Below are 21,422 nucleotides of genomic sequence, written 5' to 3'. Positions count from 1 at the left end.
TGTGTTTTCCGTCGTTCATCAGTTGGGCGCCCCTAGGTTGACCGCGCCGCCCGGGGCCGGAGCCACCACATCGCGGGCGTTTGCTTCATCACCTTCCGCGGGCGCACGGGCGGGTACCGCCATCTCCGGCGAGCGGAGATTGAGCATGCGGCCCAGGTAGCGCACCGCGCTTTCGCCCAGGTAGGCCGGCCCGGCCTCGAGGTGGTCGCGGTTGTAGTTCGGGCTGCTCACCCCGACCCCATCGTTGAACCGCAGCACATAGGCGTCGGTATCCAGCAGGCGGCCATCGGTCGCCAGGTGGAAGCGGCGGTTCAACTGCAGCAGCTGCGCGTCCGCCGGGCGCAGCGCCGGGCTGGTGTTGTCCATCAGCACGTGCAGCGCCGGGGTGGTCAGGGTCATGGTGCGTTCCACATGGCCATCGGCGATGGCGACCTTCGCAGAGGAGGACGTCAGCTCTGCCTCCATTGCCCGCAGCGCATCGATCAGCCAGGCATCACGCGGCTGCACGTCCACCACGATCCGGCGGGCGACACCATTGCGGTAGCCGGTCAGCGTGGTCGTCAGCAGGCCTGGGCCAGCATCGGACTGACTTACCTGCGCCTGCAGCTCATCGGCGGCCAGGTTCAGACGGGTATCGACCATCGCCTGTGCCAACGACAAGGTGTCACGTGCGGCCAGCTGTGCAGACGCCGCCTGCAACTGCCCACCGGCCAGCGAACCTGCCTGGGCGTCCATGTAGGCCGTGGTGCCTGCGCTGGCCCGCTCGAAGCCGATGCTGCCACCCGCAATGATCGACTGTGCGCCACCGCTGCGACCGTCACCGAAATGGATATCCCGACCCGCCTGCAGCGCTGCATCGCCGCCGGCCTGGTACACACCCCATTGCTGGGTGCCGCCGCTGGTGGCCACTAGGTCGCTGCCGGCGCTGGCCGCTTCGATCCGGATATCGCCCGCAGCCTGCACCTGCAGTGCCCTTCCCGCGTCCACCTGCCGGCCCAGGACATCCGAGCCGCGCGATGCCAGCGCGATGCCGCCGGCCGCCTGCAGGGCGTCGAACCGCAGCGCCTCGCTGGACGACAGCCCCAGATTGCAGCCCACGTTGAGCGTGCCGATGACCAGTGCGACACCGGCATCGCCGCGGAAGTTGCAACCCACACTTACCTCATCGGCGGAAAGGTTGGTGCCTGCGAGCCAGTCACCATCCACACCGATCACGGCCGTGCCCACATCGATGGACTGGCCGGCGCGCAGCGTCATCGAGCCGTCGACCGCCGCGCTGCCGAGGGTGATGGCGCCGTCAGCATTCGCCACCAGATCGCCGCGGCCATCGAAACGCTGGACGTGGGTGTCGCCACCGCTGCCCACCTGGGCATTGCCGCCGATGCGTGCGTTACCGACATCGACGTGACCCGCAGCGTTGATCACCAGTGACTGCGCGACCGTTGCATTGCCAAGCTGCACATCCGTGCCGCCATCCACACTTGCCTGCCCCCCCACGGCGGCATCGTCGATGGCCAGCAGACCTCCAGCGTTCGCAGCGAGGTCGCCGTTGCTGGTCAGCTGCTGGATCTGCAGCGCACCGGCCGCCTCCAGCTGCATCGCCGCACCGGAAGACAGTGTCTGCGCCACCAGCGTGGCACCAGTGGTTCCGTTCAGCGCCCCCTGCGCCTGCAGCGTGCCAATGCCCAGCGCCCCGCCACTGCGAAGCTGCGCACCGCCGCCGACGGTGGCGGTACGCATGTCCAGCCTGCCAGCCGCAGCAACGTTCAGCGACTGCCCGATCACCGCCTGGGCCAGGCGTACATCCGCGTCGCCTTCAAGGCGCGCATCGCCATCGGCCACCAGGTCGCCGATGGCGAGCAGCCCACCTGCCGTGGCGGCCAGATCGCCCCCGCTGCGCAGCTGCTGCACATCCAACGCATCGGATGCCTCCAGCTGCATCCCCGCCCCGGAGGACAGCGTCTGCGCTACCAGCGTGGCACCAGTGATTCCGCTCAGCGCCCCCTGCGCCTGCAGTTCGCCAATGCCCATCGCCCCGCCGCTGCGAAGCTGCGCATCGCCGCCGACCGTGGCAGTACGCATGTCCAGCGCCCCGGCCGCCGCAATGTCCAGCGACTGCCCGACCACCGCCTGGGCCAGGCGTACATCCCCGTCGCCTTCAAGGCGCGCATCGCCATCGGCCATCAGGTCGCCCACGGCGAGCAGCCCACCTGCCGTGGCGGCCAGATCGCCCCCGCTGCGCAGCTGCTGCACATCCAACGCATCGGATGCCTCCAGCTGCATCGCCGCACCGGAAGACAGTGTCTGCGCCACCAGCGCGGCACCGGTAGCCGCGCTCATTGCGCCCTGCGCCTGCAGCTCGCCAATGCCCATCGCCCCGCCGCTGCGAAGCTGCGCATCGCCACCGACCTTGCCGGTACGCATATCCAGCGTGCCGGCCGCCGCAACGTCCAGCGACTGCCCGATCACCGCCTGGGCCAGGCGTACATCCGCGTCGCCTTCAAGGCGCGAATCGCCATCGGCCACCAGGTCGCCGATGGCGAACAGCCCACCTGCCGTGGCGGCCAGATCGCCCCCGCTGCGCAGCTGCTGCACATCCAACGCATCGGATGCCTCGAGCTGCATCCCCGCCCCGGAGGACAGCGTCTGCGCTACCAGCGTGGCACCAGTGATTCCGCTCAGCGCCCCCTGCGCCTGCAGTTCGCCAATGCCCATCGCCCCGCCGCTGCGAAGCTGCGCATCGCCGCCGACCGTGGCAGTACGCATGTCCAGCGTGCCGGCCGCCGCAACGTCCAGCGACTGCCCGATCACCGCCTGGGCCAGCTGCACATCGCCGTCACCGTCGAGGCGTGCCTCCCCAACGGTCACCAGATCGCCGATGGCGAGCGGCCCACCTGCCGTGGCGGCCAGATCGCCCCCGCTGCGCAGCTGCTGAACATCCAACGCACCCGACACCTCCAACTGCATCGCCGCGCCGGAAGACAGTGTCTGCGCCACCAGCGCGGCACCGGTAGCCGCGCTCATTGCGCCCTGCGCCTGCAGCTCGCCAATGCCCATCGCCCCGCCGCTGCGAAGCTGCGCATCGCCGCCGACCGTGGCAGTACGCATATCCAGCGCCCCGGCCGCCGCCACGTTCAGCGACTGCCCGATCACCGCCTGGGCCAGGCGTACATCCGCGTCGCCTTCAAGGCGCGCATCGCCATCGGCCACCAGATCGCCGATGGCGAGCAGCCCACCTGCCGTGGCGGCCAGATCGCCCCCGCTGCGCAGCTGCTGCACATCCATCGCACCCGACGCCTCCAACTGCATCGCCGCGCCGGAAGACAGTGTCTGCGCTACCAGCGCAGCACCGCTAGCCGCGTTTATTGCGCCCTGCGCCTGCAGTTCACCAATGCCCATCGCCCCGGTACTGCGAAGCTGCGCATCGCCACCGATCCTGCCTTGGCCCAGGGTAAGTCCGCCGGCGCTGGTCACGACGGCATCCGCGCCAGCCTCCAGGTAACCGATGTCGGCGGAGGCCGTCGCCAGCCGGACATCGGTTGCCGCATCCAGCAGATCCGCCTGCAGGTGCGCGTCACTGTGCAGCAACAGCGCACCCGATGCGGCAACCACGTCACCCACAGCACCCCCGTTGGGGAGGCGCAGGTGGATGTCACCGTGATCGCTGCGTGCCAGGACAAGCCGGCCGACATCGACCGTGAGGGCCTGCGCGTCACTGCCGATTCCGTCGCCCGCCTGCAGGCTGGCCAGCACGTGACTGCCGCCACCGACATTGACCGCGGCATCCCCATTGGAGTGGATACGACCGTCCGCCTCGAGCATCACGTTGCCGGTGGCCGCGGTACCGGTCACGGCCATCTGGCCCACGCTGATATCCGCGCTGGAACGCACCGCGACCACCCGGCCAGCACTCAACTGGCTTCCGGCGCCCATCGCGAAGCCACCCGCGTCGATCTGCACGCTGTCGCCGGCGCTGACCTGCGCGCCTGCCGCCAGCGATGTGGCCTGCAGCGAGAGCAGCTGCAGGACCTGGTCAATGGCGGCATCCCCCAACTGCAGGCCGCCACCGGCGGCGACATTGGCGGAGGCAGCGCGCAGGTTGCCGATGCGGACATCCCCCATCGGGGCGCTGACAATCGCGTCGCCCGCCGCCTGCACCGAACCCAGGTCGGCACCGTTGTACCCGGTGGCGCCCAGATCGCCACCGGCCTGCAAACGCACTGCGCTCAGCTTGCCCGCCGTGCTCAAAAGCTGCAGGTCGCCCCCTGCGGTAAGCGTGCCGATCGGCATATCCACGTCGCTGGAAAGACGCACCTCGCCCCCTGCCGCGCCATCCAGCCGACCGCCGGCAACGATGCGCAAGGCCAGCGAACCGCCGTCCTCGTCGCGGATGTCGTCGCGCACGGCGAGCTGGATGTCGCGCCCGGTCAGCGTGCTCACGCCCTTCAGGTACGACAGCAGGCTGCCACCGCCGACGTCCAGTACAACGTCCTGGTTCGCCCTCACCAGGCCGATACGCAGGTTTCCGTTCTGCTGCGCCAAGCGCACGTGTTCACCGGCGTTGGCAAGCAGCAGCCGGCCGTTGATCTGCACGCGCAGCGGTTGACCATCGTGGCCCATGATGCTGCGCAGGGCGCTCAAGCTGAGGTCCTTGCCGACCCTCAGGGTCGCACCGGCCGCACTGCCACCGCTATCGGTGATATCGCCGTCACTGCCGATACGTACATCGCCACCGGCGTCGAAGCTGTTCAGCGCCAGTGACGTGCTGCCATGCAGGTAGGCATCGCCCCCCACATCGGCCTCGATCCCGCCCGTGGCTGCCAGCACCACCGGAGCCGTGCTGCGGATGCGCAGCGAGACCACCACGGCACCGCCGCGCACCTGATCGGGCGTGAGCACATTGCCGGCCGCGTCGAGCATCTGCACATCGCCCGGCGTGGTCGCAAGCCGCATGGCCAGCATCGCCTCGGCACTGAGGTTGCCGCTGTTCACGTCGGCCAGGCTGACCGTGTATTCCTTGTCCAGGCGGCCCAGGTCATCGCGGGCATGCAGGCTGACATTGCGCCCGATGATCACCGGTTCGGCATTCAGGGCTGAACCGGTGGAGGGTTCCAGCGCATTGGCGTTGAACACGTAGCGCAGTTGGTCCTGGCTCCAATGAGAGTCAGCCGTCATGCCATCAAGAAGTGCCGCCTTGCGTGCCGCGACCATCGCGCTGTCGCCACCGCTGGCAGCCAGCTCATAGCGGTACCCCGCGTTGAAGGACGCGAAGATCGCTTCCTGCTGCCAGCCGCTGCCGAAGGCGTCGGTGAACACCGTCCCCAGACGGTTGAAGCGCTCGGCGAGGTAGTCACTTACCCCTGCATCGTCCAGGCTGCCGCCCCGCGCGGCTTCTGCCATGGAGCGGAACAGGTTGATGGCAGTGCCACCGGCCAGATAGCGCCCATCGACGACACTGCCCAGCGCGTGGAGCTGGAAGTACTCGGCGTAGCTGGCGTCGACCTGGCTCTGGTAGCTGACGATCGACTGCTGGCCGCCGCCCTGGAACAGCTTGAGGTTGTCGCGCAGGCTGGCCAGCTGTGCTTCGTTGAGGAAGCTGGACGAGGCGCGCTGGGCGCCGCTGTAGATCGAGCCCGAGGGGGCCTCGATCAGCACGTCACCGGCCAGCGACTCGATGCGCTGTACCCAGAAGTCGCCGCCGAGGTCGCGCAGCGCGATGTCACCGGTCGCCCGCGCCGAGATGAGCCCACCCTCCAGCACGCCGTCGCTGCGGGTACGCTCGCCGGCATCGACCACCAAGGGCCGGGAGAGCGAGCCGATGGCACCGTAGACGCTGTCCAGGGTGATGTCGGCACCGATGATCGACGCAGCATTGCCGGTGGCCGCACCTTCAATGTCGTACTTGGCGCGCAGCCACACATCGCCACGGCCGGTGCCACTGCCGGCGTTGATCAGCACCTTGGCCGCCGAATCCACGTCCAGCGCGATGTCACCGCCCGCACGGGCCACCAGGTTGCCGGCGGCCACGGTGGCGCCGTTGGCGTTGGTGTAGGACACCATCTGGACATCCAGCGGATTGGCGGCCTCGCCGACCTGGGCGCCGACAATGCTGCCGATGCTGCCGGCCGCGTCGAGGGTCAACTGGTTCGTGATGATCCTGGCGTCACGTGATGCGCTGACGATGCTGCCGTTCTCGCTGGTCAGGAAGGTCCGGCCATCGGTGTTCTTCAGAACACCATTGATACGGATGGTCTGGCCGGAGTCGACGTCGAGCAGGCCTGCATCGTTGGCGCTGAAGTTGATGCCGATCCGGTTGTCGGCCTTGGCCGTGTTGGTGACGACCAGCGTGCCAGTGCGCGGGGCACGCTGGTACCAGCTCGTGCGCCACGTGCCGCCGTCATCGAACTCATTACTGCCGGGGAAGCCGTAGTTGTAGCGGCAGCCACTTTCGTTCTTCTTTTCGCAGCGGTAGTTGACGCGTGAATTGAGGTTGCTGCCGAAGTCGCCGGTCAGCTGCGACTCGAACACCGGCACGCCGCCTGCCTTGTTGCCGTACGTGACGCCGGAGGTTTCCCACTGCTGGCCGTTGAAGACGGTGTTGTTGTCCCTGTCCACCCAGCGCCAGTTCTCGGCAGTAAGCACGCCGTTGTCGGACTGGATGTTGCGCGCGATGCGGGCCGTCTGTGTCCAACTCGCAAACATGCCGGCGCGCGGGTCATACGCGGTCGTGTTGCTGATGGCCGATACCCCCGGGGCATCCCAGTTCAGGGCATTCACTCCGCCCTGATAGCCCTTCACGTTGCCGTTGCCGTCGCGCAGATACCACGACGCGGTGTTGAGCTCACGGTCGCGGATGGTGATCTGCCCGGGCGCCCCGTTGCCGACCAGGATGTTGCCAAGCTGCAGGCCCACATCGGCCAGGCCATTGTTGATGACCACCGAGCCCTTGCCACTGACCACATTGAGCGAGCCGGCGGTGGATGTGCTGACGATGCGGCCATCGAGGTAGATCGAACCGCCCCCGTTGGCCGAAATGTCCGGCACGATGAACTGGCGGTTGAGCGAATCGTACTTCAGGGCGATGCGGGAAGAATCTGCGCCGGACTTCGCCACGAACATGGCAGGCACATCGAAGATGCCCTTGCTGGCCTGGTTGTCCTTGCCGTCGATCCAGGCGCGCAACGCGCTGCTTTCGACCAGGATCGCCGAGTAGTCGACCGGCCGGCCCGCCTTCAGCGCGACGTTGACGTCGATGTAGTTGGCCGTGATCTTGATGCCACTGCCGGCGTTCACACCGCTGCCCGTGCTGGGCACCTGGCCAAGGCTGGCGTTGCTGACGTCGTCGGGCTGCGTGGTGAGCAGGGTGCGCAGATTCCGGGCATTCACCTTTGGCAGGTAATTGGTGTCCTTGTGGCTGTACCGCGATACCACGCCACCGTCGTAATACTGCCCGCCCAGCGCTGAAGCGGTGCAGTCCTTGTCGCCGATGCGATAGCGGCATGCACCAAACACCAGGATGCTGGGGTTGTTGACGTCGTTACCGGTGCCATACAGCAGATAGTCGGTCAAGCTCATGCCGGCCGCGGCGGCCGCGGCGCCGTACTTCGCGTTGGCGATGTACGCCGCGGCGTCGTCGGCATCGGTGATGCCCGATGCCACGCTGTGGCGTGCCCACAGCGCGCTCACCACACTGCCGTACCAGTTTTCCGAGCCCCGGTTGTAGCCGACCTCACCGTTGGGCGCATTGATCGTCACGCTTTCGGCGAGCTGTTCGCCCCAGCTCTGGATGTTGCCGAGCGCGTTGTACATGTCCAGCTCGCCGCCCGTGACCGAGATCAGCCCGCCCGCACCGATCGCAGCGGTGCCGGTGGTCGCCTCGTTGCGGATGCTCACCAGCGCATTGCTCTGCCCCGGGTTCTGGCTGACGCCGATGCCCACGGCCTGGTTGCTGTTGCCGGTGAACAGCACATTGCCGCCGCTGTACTCCGGTACCAGGATATCGCCGGCCAGCAGCAGGTTGTCGGTACTGCGGTTGGTGATGGTGATCTTCGGCGCGCCCTTGGCGGTGACCGAGCCGCCACCGCGGATGTTGCGGCCATACAGGATCACATCGCCGCCGGCCGCATACAGGTCGCCGATGGTGTGGGTGTAGAGCGCGTTGCCGGCGATCGCATCGAAATCGTGGATGCCCGACACGTTCAGTCGCGCCTTCAGCGCGCTGCTGAGCTCGCGCTGGGTATCGAACGGCAGCACATCGCCGCCCGCGCCGCTGCTGGTCAGCTTGCCATTGGCATCGATCAGGATATCCAGCACGTTGTAGCGCCCGGCAACGACGCGGCCATCGATCAGCACATCACCGCGGGTGCTGCCACCACTGCGGCTGTCGCGCACGGTGACCGGAATGAACCCCAACTGGTAGCCGGTGGCGGCGCCATCGGCGTTGCGGAAAACATTTTCACCGTAGGCACCGAGCGATACGAATGCGCCGCTGAGCAGCTCGCTGCCTGCCGCCAGAGCGGTGCTCGCATTGCTGTCCACGGTGGAGGACGCCGAGGAGTCCGGCACCGCGATCAGCCCGCGGCTGTACCCCTGCGAGACCGCATTGGCGGCCAGGCGTGAGGTCCAGCCATTCATGCCGTCCTGGCCGGCGGAGACGAAAGCGTTGTGCAGCGATTCCAGCTTCGCGCCGCGGCCGACATTGACCTGCTGGTCCATTGCCAGCGCCACGTCCGCGTCGGAGATGCCGACTGCGGCCAGCACACCCCAGGTGTTCACCAGCGCGGTGGCGCCGATGTCGGTCGCGGCGTAGGTGCCGACGTTGAGCATGTAGCTGCTCTGCAGGCGCGCATCATCGCCGATGTTCACGCGGTTGCCGAGCACCGCATTGGTGCGTGCTTTGACCACGGCGGCATTGATCGCCCCGCCGGTGGTCAGCCCCGCCCGGTCATCGGTGTTCGCACGGGTGTTTGCCACGATGTCCAGCGCGCCACCATCGCCCGGCGTCGGTGCAACACCGGCGCGCAGCAGGGCGCCCTTGCCGATATCGATGGTGCTGCTGCCATCCAGCCGGGTGACCACCTGTGCGGCACTGCCACTGAGGACACCGCCGCCGGCCGCGCTGGCGGCAAGCTCGCTGCCCAGCGTGCCGGTGTAGTTGTTGTCGGTGCGCAGCACCAGCGATCCGGCCGAGACAATCTGGGCATCCTCGTCCACCAGCAGCCCGACGGTCGCGTCCGCACGGTTGTTCACGTTGGCGCCACTGGCGTTGAGGACGCCTGCGCTGGTGCTGTTCGCGCTGCCCGCGTAGTTGCTGTCGTGCAGCGCCCGGGCGTCAAGGCGGCTGACATCCAGCACGGCGTTGCGGCCGATGGTCAATTGCGTGGTGCTGTCGGTGTGCGTCGCTGCCAGCGCGGCGTTGCCCGCAATGAGCCCGCCGGTGCCCGCCGTGGCGTTGGCGCGATTCTCGTCCTTGCCGCTGGCGGCGAGCGTGGTGTTGCCTGCGTACAGCAGGCTCCCGGCCCCCACGGTGACGCCGGTGGTCGCCGAGGACCGCGCGTTGGCATCGACGACGCCAGCGGCCAGCAGCCCCGCCACGCTCAGCCCGGTGGCATCGGCATGCTGATTGCTGTTGTTGACTGCGCGCATCGCGATCGTGCCGCCGCGCGCATAGTCGATGATGTTGTTGGTGGAATAGGCCTCACCCTGCACCACCACGTTGGACCCCAGCGCTGCCTGCACCGCGTTGGTACTGGCAGCGGTGGCGAAGGCGCCGGCGCCGGCCAGATACAGGCCACCGGAACCGGCGACCGCGCGTGCCTCCACGCTCCCGCCGTGGACGCTGGCCAGGATGTCCAGCCCACCGCGGTTGGACAGCACCACACCATTGCCTACATGGGCGTCCACCTTGGCACGGGAGGTGGCATCAGCGACCGCCGCACCGACCGCCAGCCCGCCGGCCAGTGCAGCACCGAAGGCCTCGGCCGAGACCTGCGGGGTGGCCTCGGCATGCACCTCAATGCTGCCGCCCACCCCGGATACGCGTGTCCGCTCGCCCAGCCAGGCGCGCACGTCGGAGCCATCGTCGGCCAGTGCGACGGCGGCACTGACGCCGGCCAACACGCCACCGGCCGCACCCCACGCGCCTGCATGCGCGCCGCCCAGCGAGCTGGCGGCGAAGGTCACGTTGCCAAAGCCGGCCAAGGTACTGTCGTTGTGCAACCACGCCTGGACGTTGGCGTTGCGTGCCGCGGTTGCAACGACCGCACCGGCCGCGAGTGCACCGGCCGCCATGCCGGTGGCTGTCACATCCAGCGTGCTGGCATCGCTGGCACGGACCGCAAGACCCTGGCCCTGGCTGCCTGCCTGCAGGTCACCGGCCACCGTGGCCGATACCGTCTGTTCCAGGCGCGCCAAGCCGATGGCCGCACCGACGCCCACCAGGCCGGCACCGCCGGCATAGACGTCCAGACCTGCGGCCTTGCCTGCGCTGCCGTCGCCGGCGTTGGCGAGCACCGCGATGGAACCGGCCCGCGTGGTGTTCGCCGCCAGCACTGCCTCGGTGCTGCCATACAGGCCGGTCATGCCGAATGCGCCGCCCACGCCGAGGCCACCGGCGCCGAGGCCACCGACCGTGTTGCTGCTGCTCATCAGGGTCTGTGCGCTCACCTCAAGCGCGCGTGCCTGCACGCTGCCGCCACGGATGCTGGCGCTCACCAGGTCCCCACGCCCCTGCAGACTGCCGATATCCACCTGGGCGCGGCTGTTCAGCGCGCCGGCGCCCTGCGCCCCCAGGGTGCCGTCCAGCGCGGCGGCGTCGATCTTCTGGCCATTGCCCAGCTGCTTCAGGCTGGCAAAGGTGCCCCCCAGTTCCGTATCACTGTCACCGCGGTCGCCGATGCCGGCCAGCAGCAGCCCGGCAGCGCCGCCGATGCCGGTGGTGGCGCCCACGCCAGCCGTCACGGTGACCATGTCCACCGCGCGATCGGAGAAGGCATTCACATCAATGCTCCCCGTGGTCGACAGCGTGCTGTCTTCCACGGTGGCCTTGACGGTGCTGCCAAGAATGGCCACCGAGGCGCCGGCACCTACACCGCTGCCGGCGATGCCCACGCCCACCGCACCGGAGTACGCGGACAGCAGCAGGATATCCTCGGCCACCACCGCCATATCGGTGGCATCCACCGAGGCCTGGGTGACCAGCGCACGGGTGTCGTTCTGCAGCAGGTGCACCTGTGCCATGCCGGCGATGCCGGCGGCGCCGGCACCCGCGCCGCTCACCGCCACGCCGTTGAAATCGGAGCGGCTGCGCGCGTTCACGTCGAGGTCGCGTGACACGAAAATGTTGGTCGCGCGCCCACGTTCGCCCACCTGCGCCAGCGTGGTTGCGGTGCCCATGTTGACCAGCGCGGTGCCGGCCACCGCCGCGCCACCCCCGACGGCGCCTGCGCCGCCCACCAGCGAGGCGGCGTTGTCGCTGTTGGCGTTGACCGCCAGGGAGCCCGCCCGCAGGGTGCCGCCCAGCACGCTTGCGCGGGTATCGGTGGTGAAATTGTTGACCACGCCGGTGGCGGCGCCGCCGGTCAGGCCTGCGGCCGCGCCGACCACGATCGCCAGCGCGTTCTGGCTTGCATTGGCCTCCACGGTCACCGCGTCGGCGGCCGACAGGGTGGCGCCCTCGATGCTGGCGCTGGCATGGCTGTCGAACAGGTTGGTCGAGAGCGCCCCTGCGCCCGAGAATACGCCCGCGCTGGCAGCGATGCCGGCCACATAATTGGCCGAGGCCACGTGATGGCTGGCGCGCACATCCACGCTCTGCTCCGCCGCGGCGAGACCTGCGCTGTCCTGGTCGGGGTCGCTGCTGGTGCCCAGCCCATGCTGGTTGATCCGTGCGTCCTTGATGATCGCGGTGGTACTGCCGGCGATGTCGTTGACGGCCGCCATCACCGCCACCGCACCACTGGCGATCGGGGTGGTACCCAGCGCGCCACTGACGCCGATGGTCCTGACCTGCTGGCGCGTGGCCGCATTGACCGCGATGCCATGCACGTCGATATGGCCGGTGCCCAGGTCCACGGTATCGAAGGCCATGCCGGCGGCGTCGGTACGGGTGCTGTGGGTATTGCCCGCCATGCGCCGGCCACTGTCCACGCCTGCCAGCGCATCTCCCAGGCCCAGCGCGGTCACGGCAGTTCCGGCACCGGTGATCGCCGCCTCGGTACTGCCATCCACCAGGTTGACGACGGTACCCAGGCCGATGCCCGCGTTGACGCCCCCGCCGATGCTGCCGGCGTACACGTCAATCTGCTGCGCCTGCGCGGCGAGCACGCCGACGTTGTCCTGTGCCAGGACATTGGCGCCTGCTTCAATCCGTGCCGAGACGGCGCCCTTCATCCGGTTGACCGCCACCGAGGCTGCGCCACCGACCGCGCCGCCGCCGCCCAGGCCAGCGGCCACGGTGCGGATGCGGTTGCCCTGTCCGCCGGCCTTTCCGGAGGCATCGGCCTGCACCAGCAGATTGCGGACATCCAGCTCCAGCGCACTGCCGGCCACCACCGCCGAGGTAGTGCCGCCGATATCGTTGTAGGCCACTGCCGCGCCCACCCCCACGCTGCCGCCGACCGCTGCGCCACCCGCCAGCGAATCGATGCTGCGCTCGTCACGGGCGCTCACCTTCACATCGGCCAACGCGTTGTGCAGGCTGCTGTCAGTAAGGCTGGCCTGGGTATCGGAATGGATCAGGTTGGTGGTGACACTGCCGGCCACCGCAGCCGTGCCCGCCCCCGCACCGGACACGGCCGCGGTACGCACCAGGCTGCGGTTGGCCGCATCGATGCTCAGCGCACTGGCGCCGCCCAGCGTGGCATTGTCCACCACGGCACGGGTACGGCCGCCGATGTCGTTGACGCTGCTGGCTGCGCCGATGCCTGCCGTCCCACCGGCCGACAGCGCGCCCCCCAACGAATAGGCCGCACCCGAGGTGTCGGCGCTGACGGACACCGCACCGGTGATGCCACTGCCCTGCCCGGTGACACCCCGCAGGCGGGCCTCGGTGAGGGTGTCGATCAGGTTGGTGGTGTTGCTGCCGGCAATGGACGCGGTGCCCCCCAGCGCACCGGCAATGGCCAGTGTCTTGGTGGTGGCGGCCGACGCCGCACTGACATCCAGCGCAGTACTCACCTCCAGCGCGGTTCCATCCACCTCGCCCAGCGTGGTATCGCCGATGGTGGCCACGTTGATCGCCGCGCCGATGGCGGCGGTGCCGCTGCCGGCGACCGCACCGGCCAGTGTGTGGATACGCGATTCGCTGCTGGCTGCCACCTGCACGATGCCTGCCTGCACGCTGCCTTCCCGCAATGCGGCCTCGGCATGGTTGTCGATCATGCTCCAGCCCACCGAGCCTTGAATGGCGACGTTGTTGGCTGCGCCTGCGGCAACCGCACCGGACAGGATCCTGGCGGCATTGGCGGCCTCGACATCGACCCGGCCGGTGCCGGCGGTCAGCTGCGCATCATCGACCAGCGCCAGCGTGGTGTTGCCGATGTCATTGATGGTCAGCGCCGCACCCACAGCCACCTTGGAGCCCAGCGTTGCCGCCCCCGCCAACGAGCCGATGAACGATTCATCGCGCGCCTGCAGCTGGATGCTGCCTGCGTTGAATTGTGCGCCATCGCGCGGGGCCTGGCCCTGCGCGTCCGCCATGCCACGGCCGACCAGCACCGAGGTGGTGTTGCCGATGGCGTTGTAGGACGCACTGCCCACCCCGGTGAAGTTGCCGGTGCTGCCGCCGATGCCGGCACTCACTGCCAGGATGTCGGACTGGTCGGTGGCCGTGAGCGCAATGCGCCCGGCATTGAGCGTGGCATCGTTGACCGAGACGGTGTGCATGTTGTTGATGGTGTTGTAGGCGAAGGCCACGCCGGCATTGTTGCCACCCACCTGGACCATGCCGGCAACGGCGATGATCGAGCTGCGGGCATTGTTGCGACCCGCCGCATCCACCCGCGTATCCTCAGTGCTGGCGGTATCGGCATTGGCATCCACCTCGATGGGGCCGATCCCGGCGCCACAGTAATCGACCGCAAAGCCCGAGCCGCAGCCGTCACCGGTGCCACGCACGTCGTCGATCGTCGCCGTCCCGGCGAAGGCTTCGATGTCACCACTGGCAGTGATGCGGCTGCCGCCGTCAATGCTGGCGGCGGTCTGGCTGGCGATCTGGTTGACCAGCACCGAACCGGCGATCGCCACGCCGTCGCTGCGCGTGGACGCGCCCCCACTGGCAGCCGCCGCCACGATCCGCGATGCATCGGCAGCACGCACGCGCACGTCCTGTACGCCTTCGATGTCGGCGCCACTGACTGACGCGCGGGTGCTGTCGCCCACTTCGGCATACGTCACTGCCGCCCCCAGGCCGGCCTTGCCACCCGCATACAGTGCACCACCCCCGTTGGCGATCTTGGAGGCGTTCACGGCCTTGACATCGACATCGGCGTCCGCGCCGCTCATGCCGCGGAGGCTGCCCCCGACGATGCTGGCGGCCGTATCGTTGTGGGACATCGCCACGGTCGCCGAGATCGCGCCGGCACCGGCCGAGCTCTGGTTGGAGGAGGCATTCACGCCCACGCTCAGCCCGACGTTGACCTGTTCGCTTTCGTTGCGTGCGGTCACCGTGATGGTGCCGGCATCCTCCACCATACTGTCGCGCAACTGCGCGGTGGTCGTGTTCTGGATGTCACCGTAGGCCACGCCACCGGCCAGCGATGCGCTGCCCTGAGTGTTGTCCGACCCGGCCGCGGCCACCGACAACGCGCCGCTGACGCTGACCAGCAGCGTCTGGTTGGTCGCGGCAAGATCCAGCTTCAGGCCCTTGCCGCTGTTGTCCTTGATCACGGCCGAGCTGATGTCCGCCTTGGTGTTCTGCCGGGCACGATTCACCGTCGCACTGCCGGACAGGGCGATGCCGAACTTGGGTTGTGGCGTCTGCGCGCCCTGCCCCTGCCCCGGTGCTGCATTCCCACTACCCAGCAGGCCCTTGGCCTTGTCGAAGTACGCGGTCAGCCCGGCGCTGCCGTTGCTGTCTGCCTTGTTGGCCATGCCTTCCAGCGCGGTGACCTTGCCGAGCGCACGGGTCTTGAGTGAATCCAGGAAGCCAGGATTCTCCGCATTCTGCTTCGCCGCCAGCTCGTCCTGGGCCTTCTGCAGCTGCTCGGACGAACTCTTGGCGACTGCGCCGGCTGCGGCCACCGCACCGGCCAGCCCGCCGCTGGTGGCGTTGACCGCCAGCTCACCCGTGGTGATCGCGCCAGCCGGCGCCGTGCTGTTGCCGGTGGCGAAGGCTGCAGGCACCGCACCGATGAAGGCGCGGGTATCGGTGTCCAGCTGCTGGTAGGCGACGCTGGCCCCCACCGACACACTGTCGCTCATCGCAACCGCGCCGGCCACGGACCACACGAACAGGTCTTCATCGGCACGCACGCCAACCGCGGCGGCACGGATGTCGGCACGGTTGCTGATACCGGCCAGCGTGGTGCTGTCCAGGTCGAGCGCGGTGGCGGTTCCGCTGACACCGATGCTGCCGCCCTGGCCGGACTGCAGCGCCAACGCCACCACGGTTTCCTTGTTGTCGGCCTGCACTGCCAGGCTGCCTGCACCGGCGTCGACGCGGACGCCATCATGGATGATCGCTGCCGCCGTGTTCTGGTAGTCGATATAGCCGACGCTGCCGCCCAGGGCAGTTCCACCCTTGCCGACGTTGCTGTCCTTGAGGTTCTTCAGGGCAAGATCACCGGCCGCGTGCAGACCGGTGACATCGGTGTTGGCACGCACGGTGGTGGTGGCGTCAAACGTCCGGCTGCGCGCAGCGCCGGCATGGTCCTCACCCTCCAGCGCGGCGCTCCACGCCGCGGTGCTGGTGTCGCGGGTGGTCAGCGAGGCACCAGCGGCGACATCGGTACGTGCGCTGTTGGTGGCCTTGAACCAGCTGACCGCGCCCCCGATGGCCACTTCCTCGGCCGAGCCCCGCGCCGCCGCGTACGAGGCGAACAGCTCCGATGGATCGGTGATCAGGTCCTTGGCGGCGGAGATCGAGGCCTTGAACGCGTCGAAGCTGCTGAAATCCGGGACGGCACCGGTGAGCGCGCTGAAGTCACGCGGCAGGCGCACATCCGACGACAACCCGATGCGTTGCGCCGAGAGCTCGGCCGAACTGCCCACCAGGGTCCGTGCCTCATGGGTGAGGTTGGCGATATTGACCGCCCCGGACAACGCGAACGCTGAACCATCCGCGCTCTTGCCCTTGGCCAGCACATTGCTCATCGCATGGTTGCCGATCTGTGCATCGGTTACCTGGCTGTCGACCACGATCGCGCCGGCGCTGTCGACCTTGGTGCCCGCGCCGATGCTGGCGGTGGCCGCATGGTCGCCGTCGACAACGCTGATCGCCCCGCCGAGGCGGAAGGGCGACGCCGTGGTCGGGGTCGTCGCCGGCGGCGTGCTGCCGCCTTCCTGGCTGCCGGTCAGTTTGGCGATGGCGCCACCGATGCCGGCGCCGGCAAGCGACTGCGCCACACTCATCAGCCCATCGCTGCCGCTGCTGATCGCTTCCACCTGCTCCTGGCCCGGCAGCGGTTCGCTCTTCGGGCCGGTAATCAGCGTGCTGGTCTTGTTGAGGCGGGTGATGCTGGCCGCCTGCACGGTGACGTCGCCCGCCGTGGTGCGGGTATCACGGTCCAGGCGTGCTTCGGCCGCGATATCCTGCAGACTGATCGCGCCGGCCAGGCCGACCGCGCCATTCTTGTCGGCGCGCGCCGTGGCGGAGGTGTCCAGAGAGACCGCGTTGACCGCCGAAACGTTGACACTGCCGGCCTGCAGCAGTGGCCCACCGGCTTCAATCACCGCGCGGGTGTCAACGTTGACGTTGCTGATCGCCGCCGTGAACGCAGCGGTCGTGTTGTTCACCGCGAACGATTCGGCCGCAAGCTTCAGCGTCGTATCGGCATCGGCCTTCACCGCCACATCGCCGCCCGCCACCAGCGTTGCGCCCGAGCGCACGATGGCTTCCGTGGTGGCGTTGATCTGCCCGTATGCCGCGCCCAGGCTGAGCAGGTGCTTTTTCGGAATGGGGTTGCCATTGGCATCCTTCACCGGGTCGCCGTTGGCATCGGTCACCACATCGCCCTTCTCGTACGTCTTTCCGGCGGCCGAATTGTCGATGGCCTGCCGGGTGCTGGCGTGCAGCGTGATGTCATCGCGCGCGGTCAGCGCCGCGCTGTCCTTCACTTCCACCCGCGCCGTGGTGGCGCCGTGCAGGAACGAGATCTGTTCCCCCAGCAGCTTGTCCGCCCCCAGGTTCACCAGCGCATCGCCGAGGTCCGTGAGGTTGCTGGAGTCGGTGACGCTGTTGACGAGGTCGGCCTTGATCTCGTCGAATACCGCACCGTCCTTGTCGTAGCCGGAATCAATGACCGCAAGCGTGGTCAACTCGATATCGTCCGCCTCCAGACGTGCGTTGCCGCCCACCGTCACCGAAGCATCGGCACTGCGCACGCCCAGCCCGGTATCGGAGATCGCCGCCGCGCGCAGCTGAATCCGGCCGCCCTCGTTGACCAGGACCAGCGGCTGCGAGGCGCCGGTATTGACGGCCGCCCCGATGCCCTGCAGATCGCCATCGGCATCGCGCGGGCCGGCCGGCACGTACAGCGTACCGGTGACATCAATGGCCCTGGCCTGTACGCGGATGCCGTTGCGTGCGTTCACCGTCCCGTGCAGCTCCACCGTCTTGTCGGTGAGCTGTCCCGGCGTCAGCGTGCCGTACATCAGGGCATCCAGGCTCTCTCCGGCGCCGAGGATGTCGCTGGCCGTGGCGCGGTTGGCCGTGGCCACCGACAGCGAGCCGACATTGAGCACGCCACCGTTGCCGACCACCAGGCCATCCGGGGCGACGAAGAACACTTTGCCGCCCACCGCATTGGTCGATTCCAGCACGCTGTTGAGGTTGCCGTTGATGTACGCACGCGCGTCGGTGACCAGGTTGACCAGGTTGTGCACCTGTTGCTGACCCTGGGTGGGTAGCACAAGATCAACGGTCTGGCCGAGTTCCACGCCGAACTGCCGGAAGGAGTTGAAGGCGACCTGGTTGCCGGCCGCGCCCTTCACTGTGCCGGTGGTCACCTGCCAGTGCGGATCGTTGCCCTGCCGCGTCACGTGGGTGTCGGTGCGGCCATCGGTGACCATCGCGCTGCCGTCATCGCCGGCGATCACACTGCCTGGCAACGCCAGCCCCAGCACGGAGCCGATGGCCACGGCCAGTCCGGCAGGGCGCAGGCGATGGGGACCCAGCTGCGCGTTACGCACGGCGGAAGACGGGCAGGACGAAGGGTCGCGATGGTTCATGGCAGGCTCCGGGCAGTGGCTGGCGGGGCAACCGCGGGCCAGCAAGGGTCGCGGCAAGGCATGCGTGCCTTGCCGCTCGGTGGCGTTACTGGGAAGGGATCAGTGCGCTGCGGCAGCGGCTGGACGGCTGTCCAGCGCGCGGCTGAGCAGCTCGACATTGCCCAGCGAAAGCAGATGGGCGTAGATCAGCCCAAGATCGCCCGAACGCGCCAGATCCTGGAGCGCCTTGCCCTTCAATTCGCGCAGCTTCTGCTCATCGACCACAAAGAAGCCATCCAGCGAGAAGCCCTCGCCCAGCGCGGTCTGCACGTTCACCTGCCGCGGCACCAGCAGCCCATGGCTGGCCAGCGCCGCACTGAAGGCACGCGTACGCGCCAGGTGTACCTGGTATTCCTGCAGGAAGTGCAGTGCGTTGCTCAGCAGCGGGCTGTCCTTGCCCTCGTCATCGAACAGCGGCGCACCTTCCTCACCACCTTCGCGGATACCCGCATAGGCCTCATCCAGGCACACGGTGAAGTCGCTGCCCTTCTCATCGCGTTCGGCAAGCACGAAGGGATAGCGGCGCAGGAACGCCGGGACATAGGCCCCTTCGGCCCAGCTGCCCTGCGCATCGACCATCAGGTTCTGGCCGGCGCGCAGGCCCAGCAGTGCGGCAGGTACCACCGCGTCGGCGCTGTTGCCGGCGAACAGGATCGGGTATTCGCGGGCGACCGGCGCGAATTCCACGCAGGCCAGCGGCACGGAGTTGAGCGCCGCGGCGAAGGCGAAATCGCCCGGAGTGGCCACCACCCGGTGGTGGCGATGGGCGACGCGGTTGAGCTGGATCGGACGTTCGTAGATGAGCAGCTGCTTCATGGTGGTTCCCCCTGGAGTGCAAAAAGTGCCCCTTTGCCTAACAACCGTGGAAAGCAGCGCCGTCCCATCAGTCAGCAGGCAATTCGTCACACTTTTTTAATGAACGCGTTCACAAACCGCCAGCGCCACGCGCCATCGGACCTGTACGCCTTCCCGCTCCATGAGACCCATCCCCATCCCCATCCATCGCAGCGCGCGCCGTCGTGGCGCGCGCCTTCTTCCGGCCCGCCGCTGCCGGCACGGCCATTGCGCGTCATCCTGGTGATGCGCCCTCAGACGAACATGCCGCCCGACGCCTCCACCCGCTGCGCATTGATCCATGCCGTCTGCGGCGACAGCAGCGCCACCGCCACCGGGCCGATGTCATCGGGCTTGCCGGGACGGCCCATCGCGGTCACCGAGGACACCATCGCGTTGACCTGCGCATCGTCGCGCACCCGGCCGCCGCCGAAGTCGGTCTCGATCGCGCCCGGGGCCAGCGTGTTGGCACTGATGCCACGTGTGCCCAGCTCCTTGGCCAGGTAACGGGTAAACACTTCGATGCCACCTTTCATCATCGCGTAGGCCGAACTGCCCGGCAGCGAGAACCGCGCCAGCCCGCTGGACACGTTGAGGATGCGACCGCCGTCGGCGATCAGCGGCAGCACCGCCTGGGTCAGGAAGTAGGGCCCCTTCAGATGCACGGCGACCAGTGCATCGAACTGCGCGACCGTGGTGTCGGCGATCATCGCGTGCAGGCCTTCGCCGGCGTTGTTGAGCAGCCCCTGCAGATGGGACTCGCCCCAGCCCTCCAGCACGCTGCGAACCTGGCCGGCGAAGGCACCGAAGCCGGCGCTGTCGGCCATGTCCAACGGAATCGCGGCGGCACGGCGCCCCAACGCGTTGATGCGGGCGACCGCCTCCTGAGCGGCCTCGGCCTGGCTGCGGTAGGTGAGGATGATGTCGGCGCCATCGGCCGCCAGTGCGAGGGCGGCGTTGCGGCCGAGGCCACGGCTGCCGCCGGTGATCAGAACGACTCGGGTTGTCTTGCTCATGTCAGTGCACCTGCCTGGGGAATGGGAGACCAGCGTATTGGTGTTGCAGGGCTGCATAAATCGGCGGATGCTGATTTGACTGTCCATACATCACGAACAATCAATGGATCGCCTCGATCAACTGCGCTGCTTCCTGCGGGTCGCCGAACTGGGCTCGTTCACCGGCGCGGCCGACAGCCTCGGCCTGCCCAAGGCCAGCGTATCGCTGGCGGTGCAACGTCTGGAGGCGGAGGTCGGCGTACAGCTGCTGCACCGGACCACGCGCCGGGTGCAGCTCACCGCCGATGGTGCCCAGTTCCAGACCCGCGCCCACGATCTGCTGCATGACATGGACGACCTGCAGGGCATGTTCCGGGTCGATACCAGCCAGTTGAAGGGCCGCCTGCGGGTGGACATGTCCAGTGGGCTGGCCCGGCAGCTGGTGATCCCACAGCTGCCGGGCTTCCTCGCGCAGCATCCGGGGGTGGAGATCGAGCTGAGCGGTACCGACCGCCGGGTCGATCTGATCCGCGAGGGGTTCGACTGTGTGCTGCGGGTCGGGCCGCTGGATGACAACACGCTGGTGGCCCGCCCGCTGGGACGGCTGCTGATCGTCAACTGCGCCAGTCCCGCGTACCTGGCCGCGCGCGGTATACCGGTCACGCTGGATGATCTGGCCGGCCATGCCCTGGTGCACTACGTGGGCACACTAGGCCAGCGCTCGCCCGGCTTCGAGTACCACGATGGCGAGGGCTATCGCAGCCTGCCGATGCGCGGCGCGGTAACGGTCAACAGTGGCGACGGATATACCGCTGCGGCGCTGGCCGGGCTGGGGATCATCCAGGTCCCCCGGCTGGGCGTCCGACGCGCGCTGGCGGACGGCACGCTGGTGGAGATCCTGCCGGACTGTCTGGCCGAGCCGATGCCGGTCTCCCTTCTGTACGCCCAGCGCCGCCATCTGCCGCGCCGGGTCGCGGCGTTCATGGAATGGGCGGCCACAGTGATCCGGCCGGAGCTGCTGCCGCAGGCGTGAGAGCGTGGTGCGCGCCCGATCTGAATGAACCCGCGCATTCGCGCACCTTCGTGCACACATGCGCACGCGAATCGTCGTTTCATGCTAAGGTTCGCTCCAGATACAGGCGCATACGTGCACTTTCGTGCATGTTC

4 protein-coding genes are annotated in these 21,422 nt (G+C 68.3%); 1 reads left to right on the top strand and 3 read right to left on the bottom strand.

Features of this window, described 5'->3' with window-relative positions:
- Positions 1–18: 18 nt before the first annotated feature.
- From AC06E9_RS06695 to AC06E9_RS06685, 3 genes are all read right to left on the bottom strand, one after another.
- Positions 19–18,387: a leukotoxin LktA family filamentous adhesin gene (locus AC06E9_RS06695; protein WP_478055754.1), complete on the bottom strand. Its 18,369-nt coding sequence runs from the start codon at positions 18,385–18,387 to the stop codon at positions 19–21.
- A 99-nt stretch (positions 18,388–18,486) separates the two neighbouring features.
- Positions 18,487–19,242, bottom strand: a complete 756-nt coding sequence (locus AC06E9_RS06690) for a SapC family protein (protein ID WP_478055753.1) — start codon at positions 19,240–19,242, stop codon at positions 18,487–18,489.
- 272 nt (positions 19,243–19,514) lie between these two features.
- Positions 19,515–20,276 (bottom strand): SDR family NAD(P)-dependent oxidoreductase, encoded by a 762-nt coding sequence (locus AC06E9_RS06685; RefSeq protein WP_461769900.1) that lies wholly within the window; start codon positions 20,274–20,276, stop codon positions 19,515–19,517.
- A gap of 103 nt (positions 20,277–20,379) precedes the next feature.
- Here AC06E9_RS06685 and AC06E9_RS06680 point away from each other — a divergent pair, with 103 nt between their 5' ends.
- Positions 20,380–21,288 (top strand): LysR family transcriptional regulator, encoded by a 909-nt coding sequence (locus AC06E9_RS06680; RefSeq protein ID WP_152151421.1) that lies wholly within the window; start codon positions 20,380–20,382, stop codon positions 21,286–21,288.
- The last annotated feature ends 134 nt before the right edge of the window (positions 21,289–21,422 follow it).

The organism is Stenotrophomonas sp. Steno-Z10-BAI (assembly GCF_056393115.1).
This window is presented reverse-complemented; position numbering and strand designations above follow the sequence as displayed.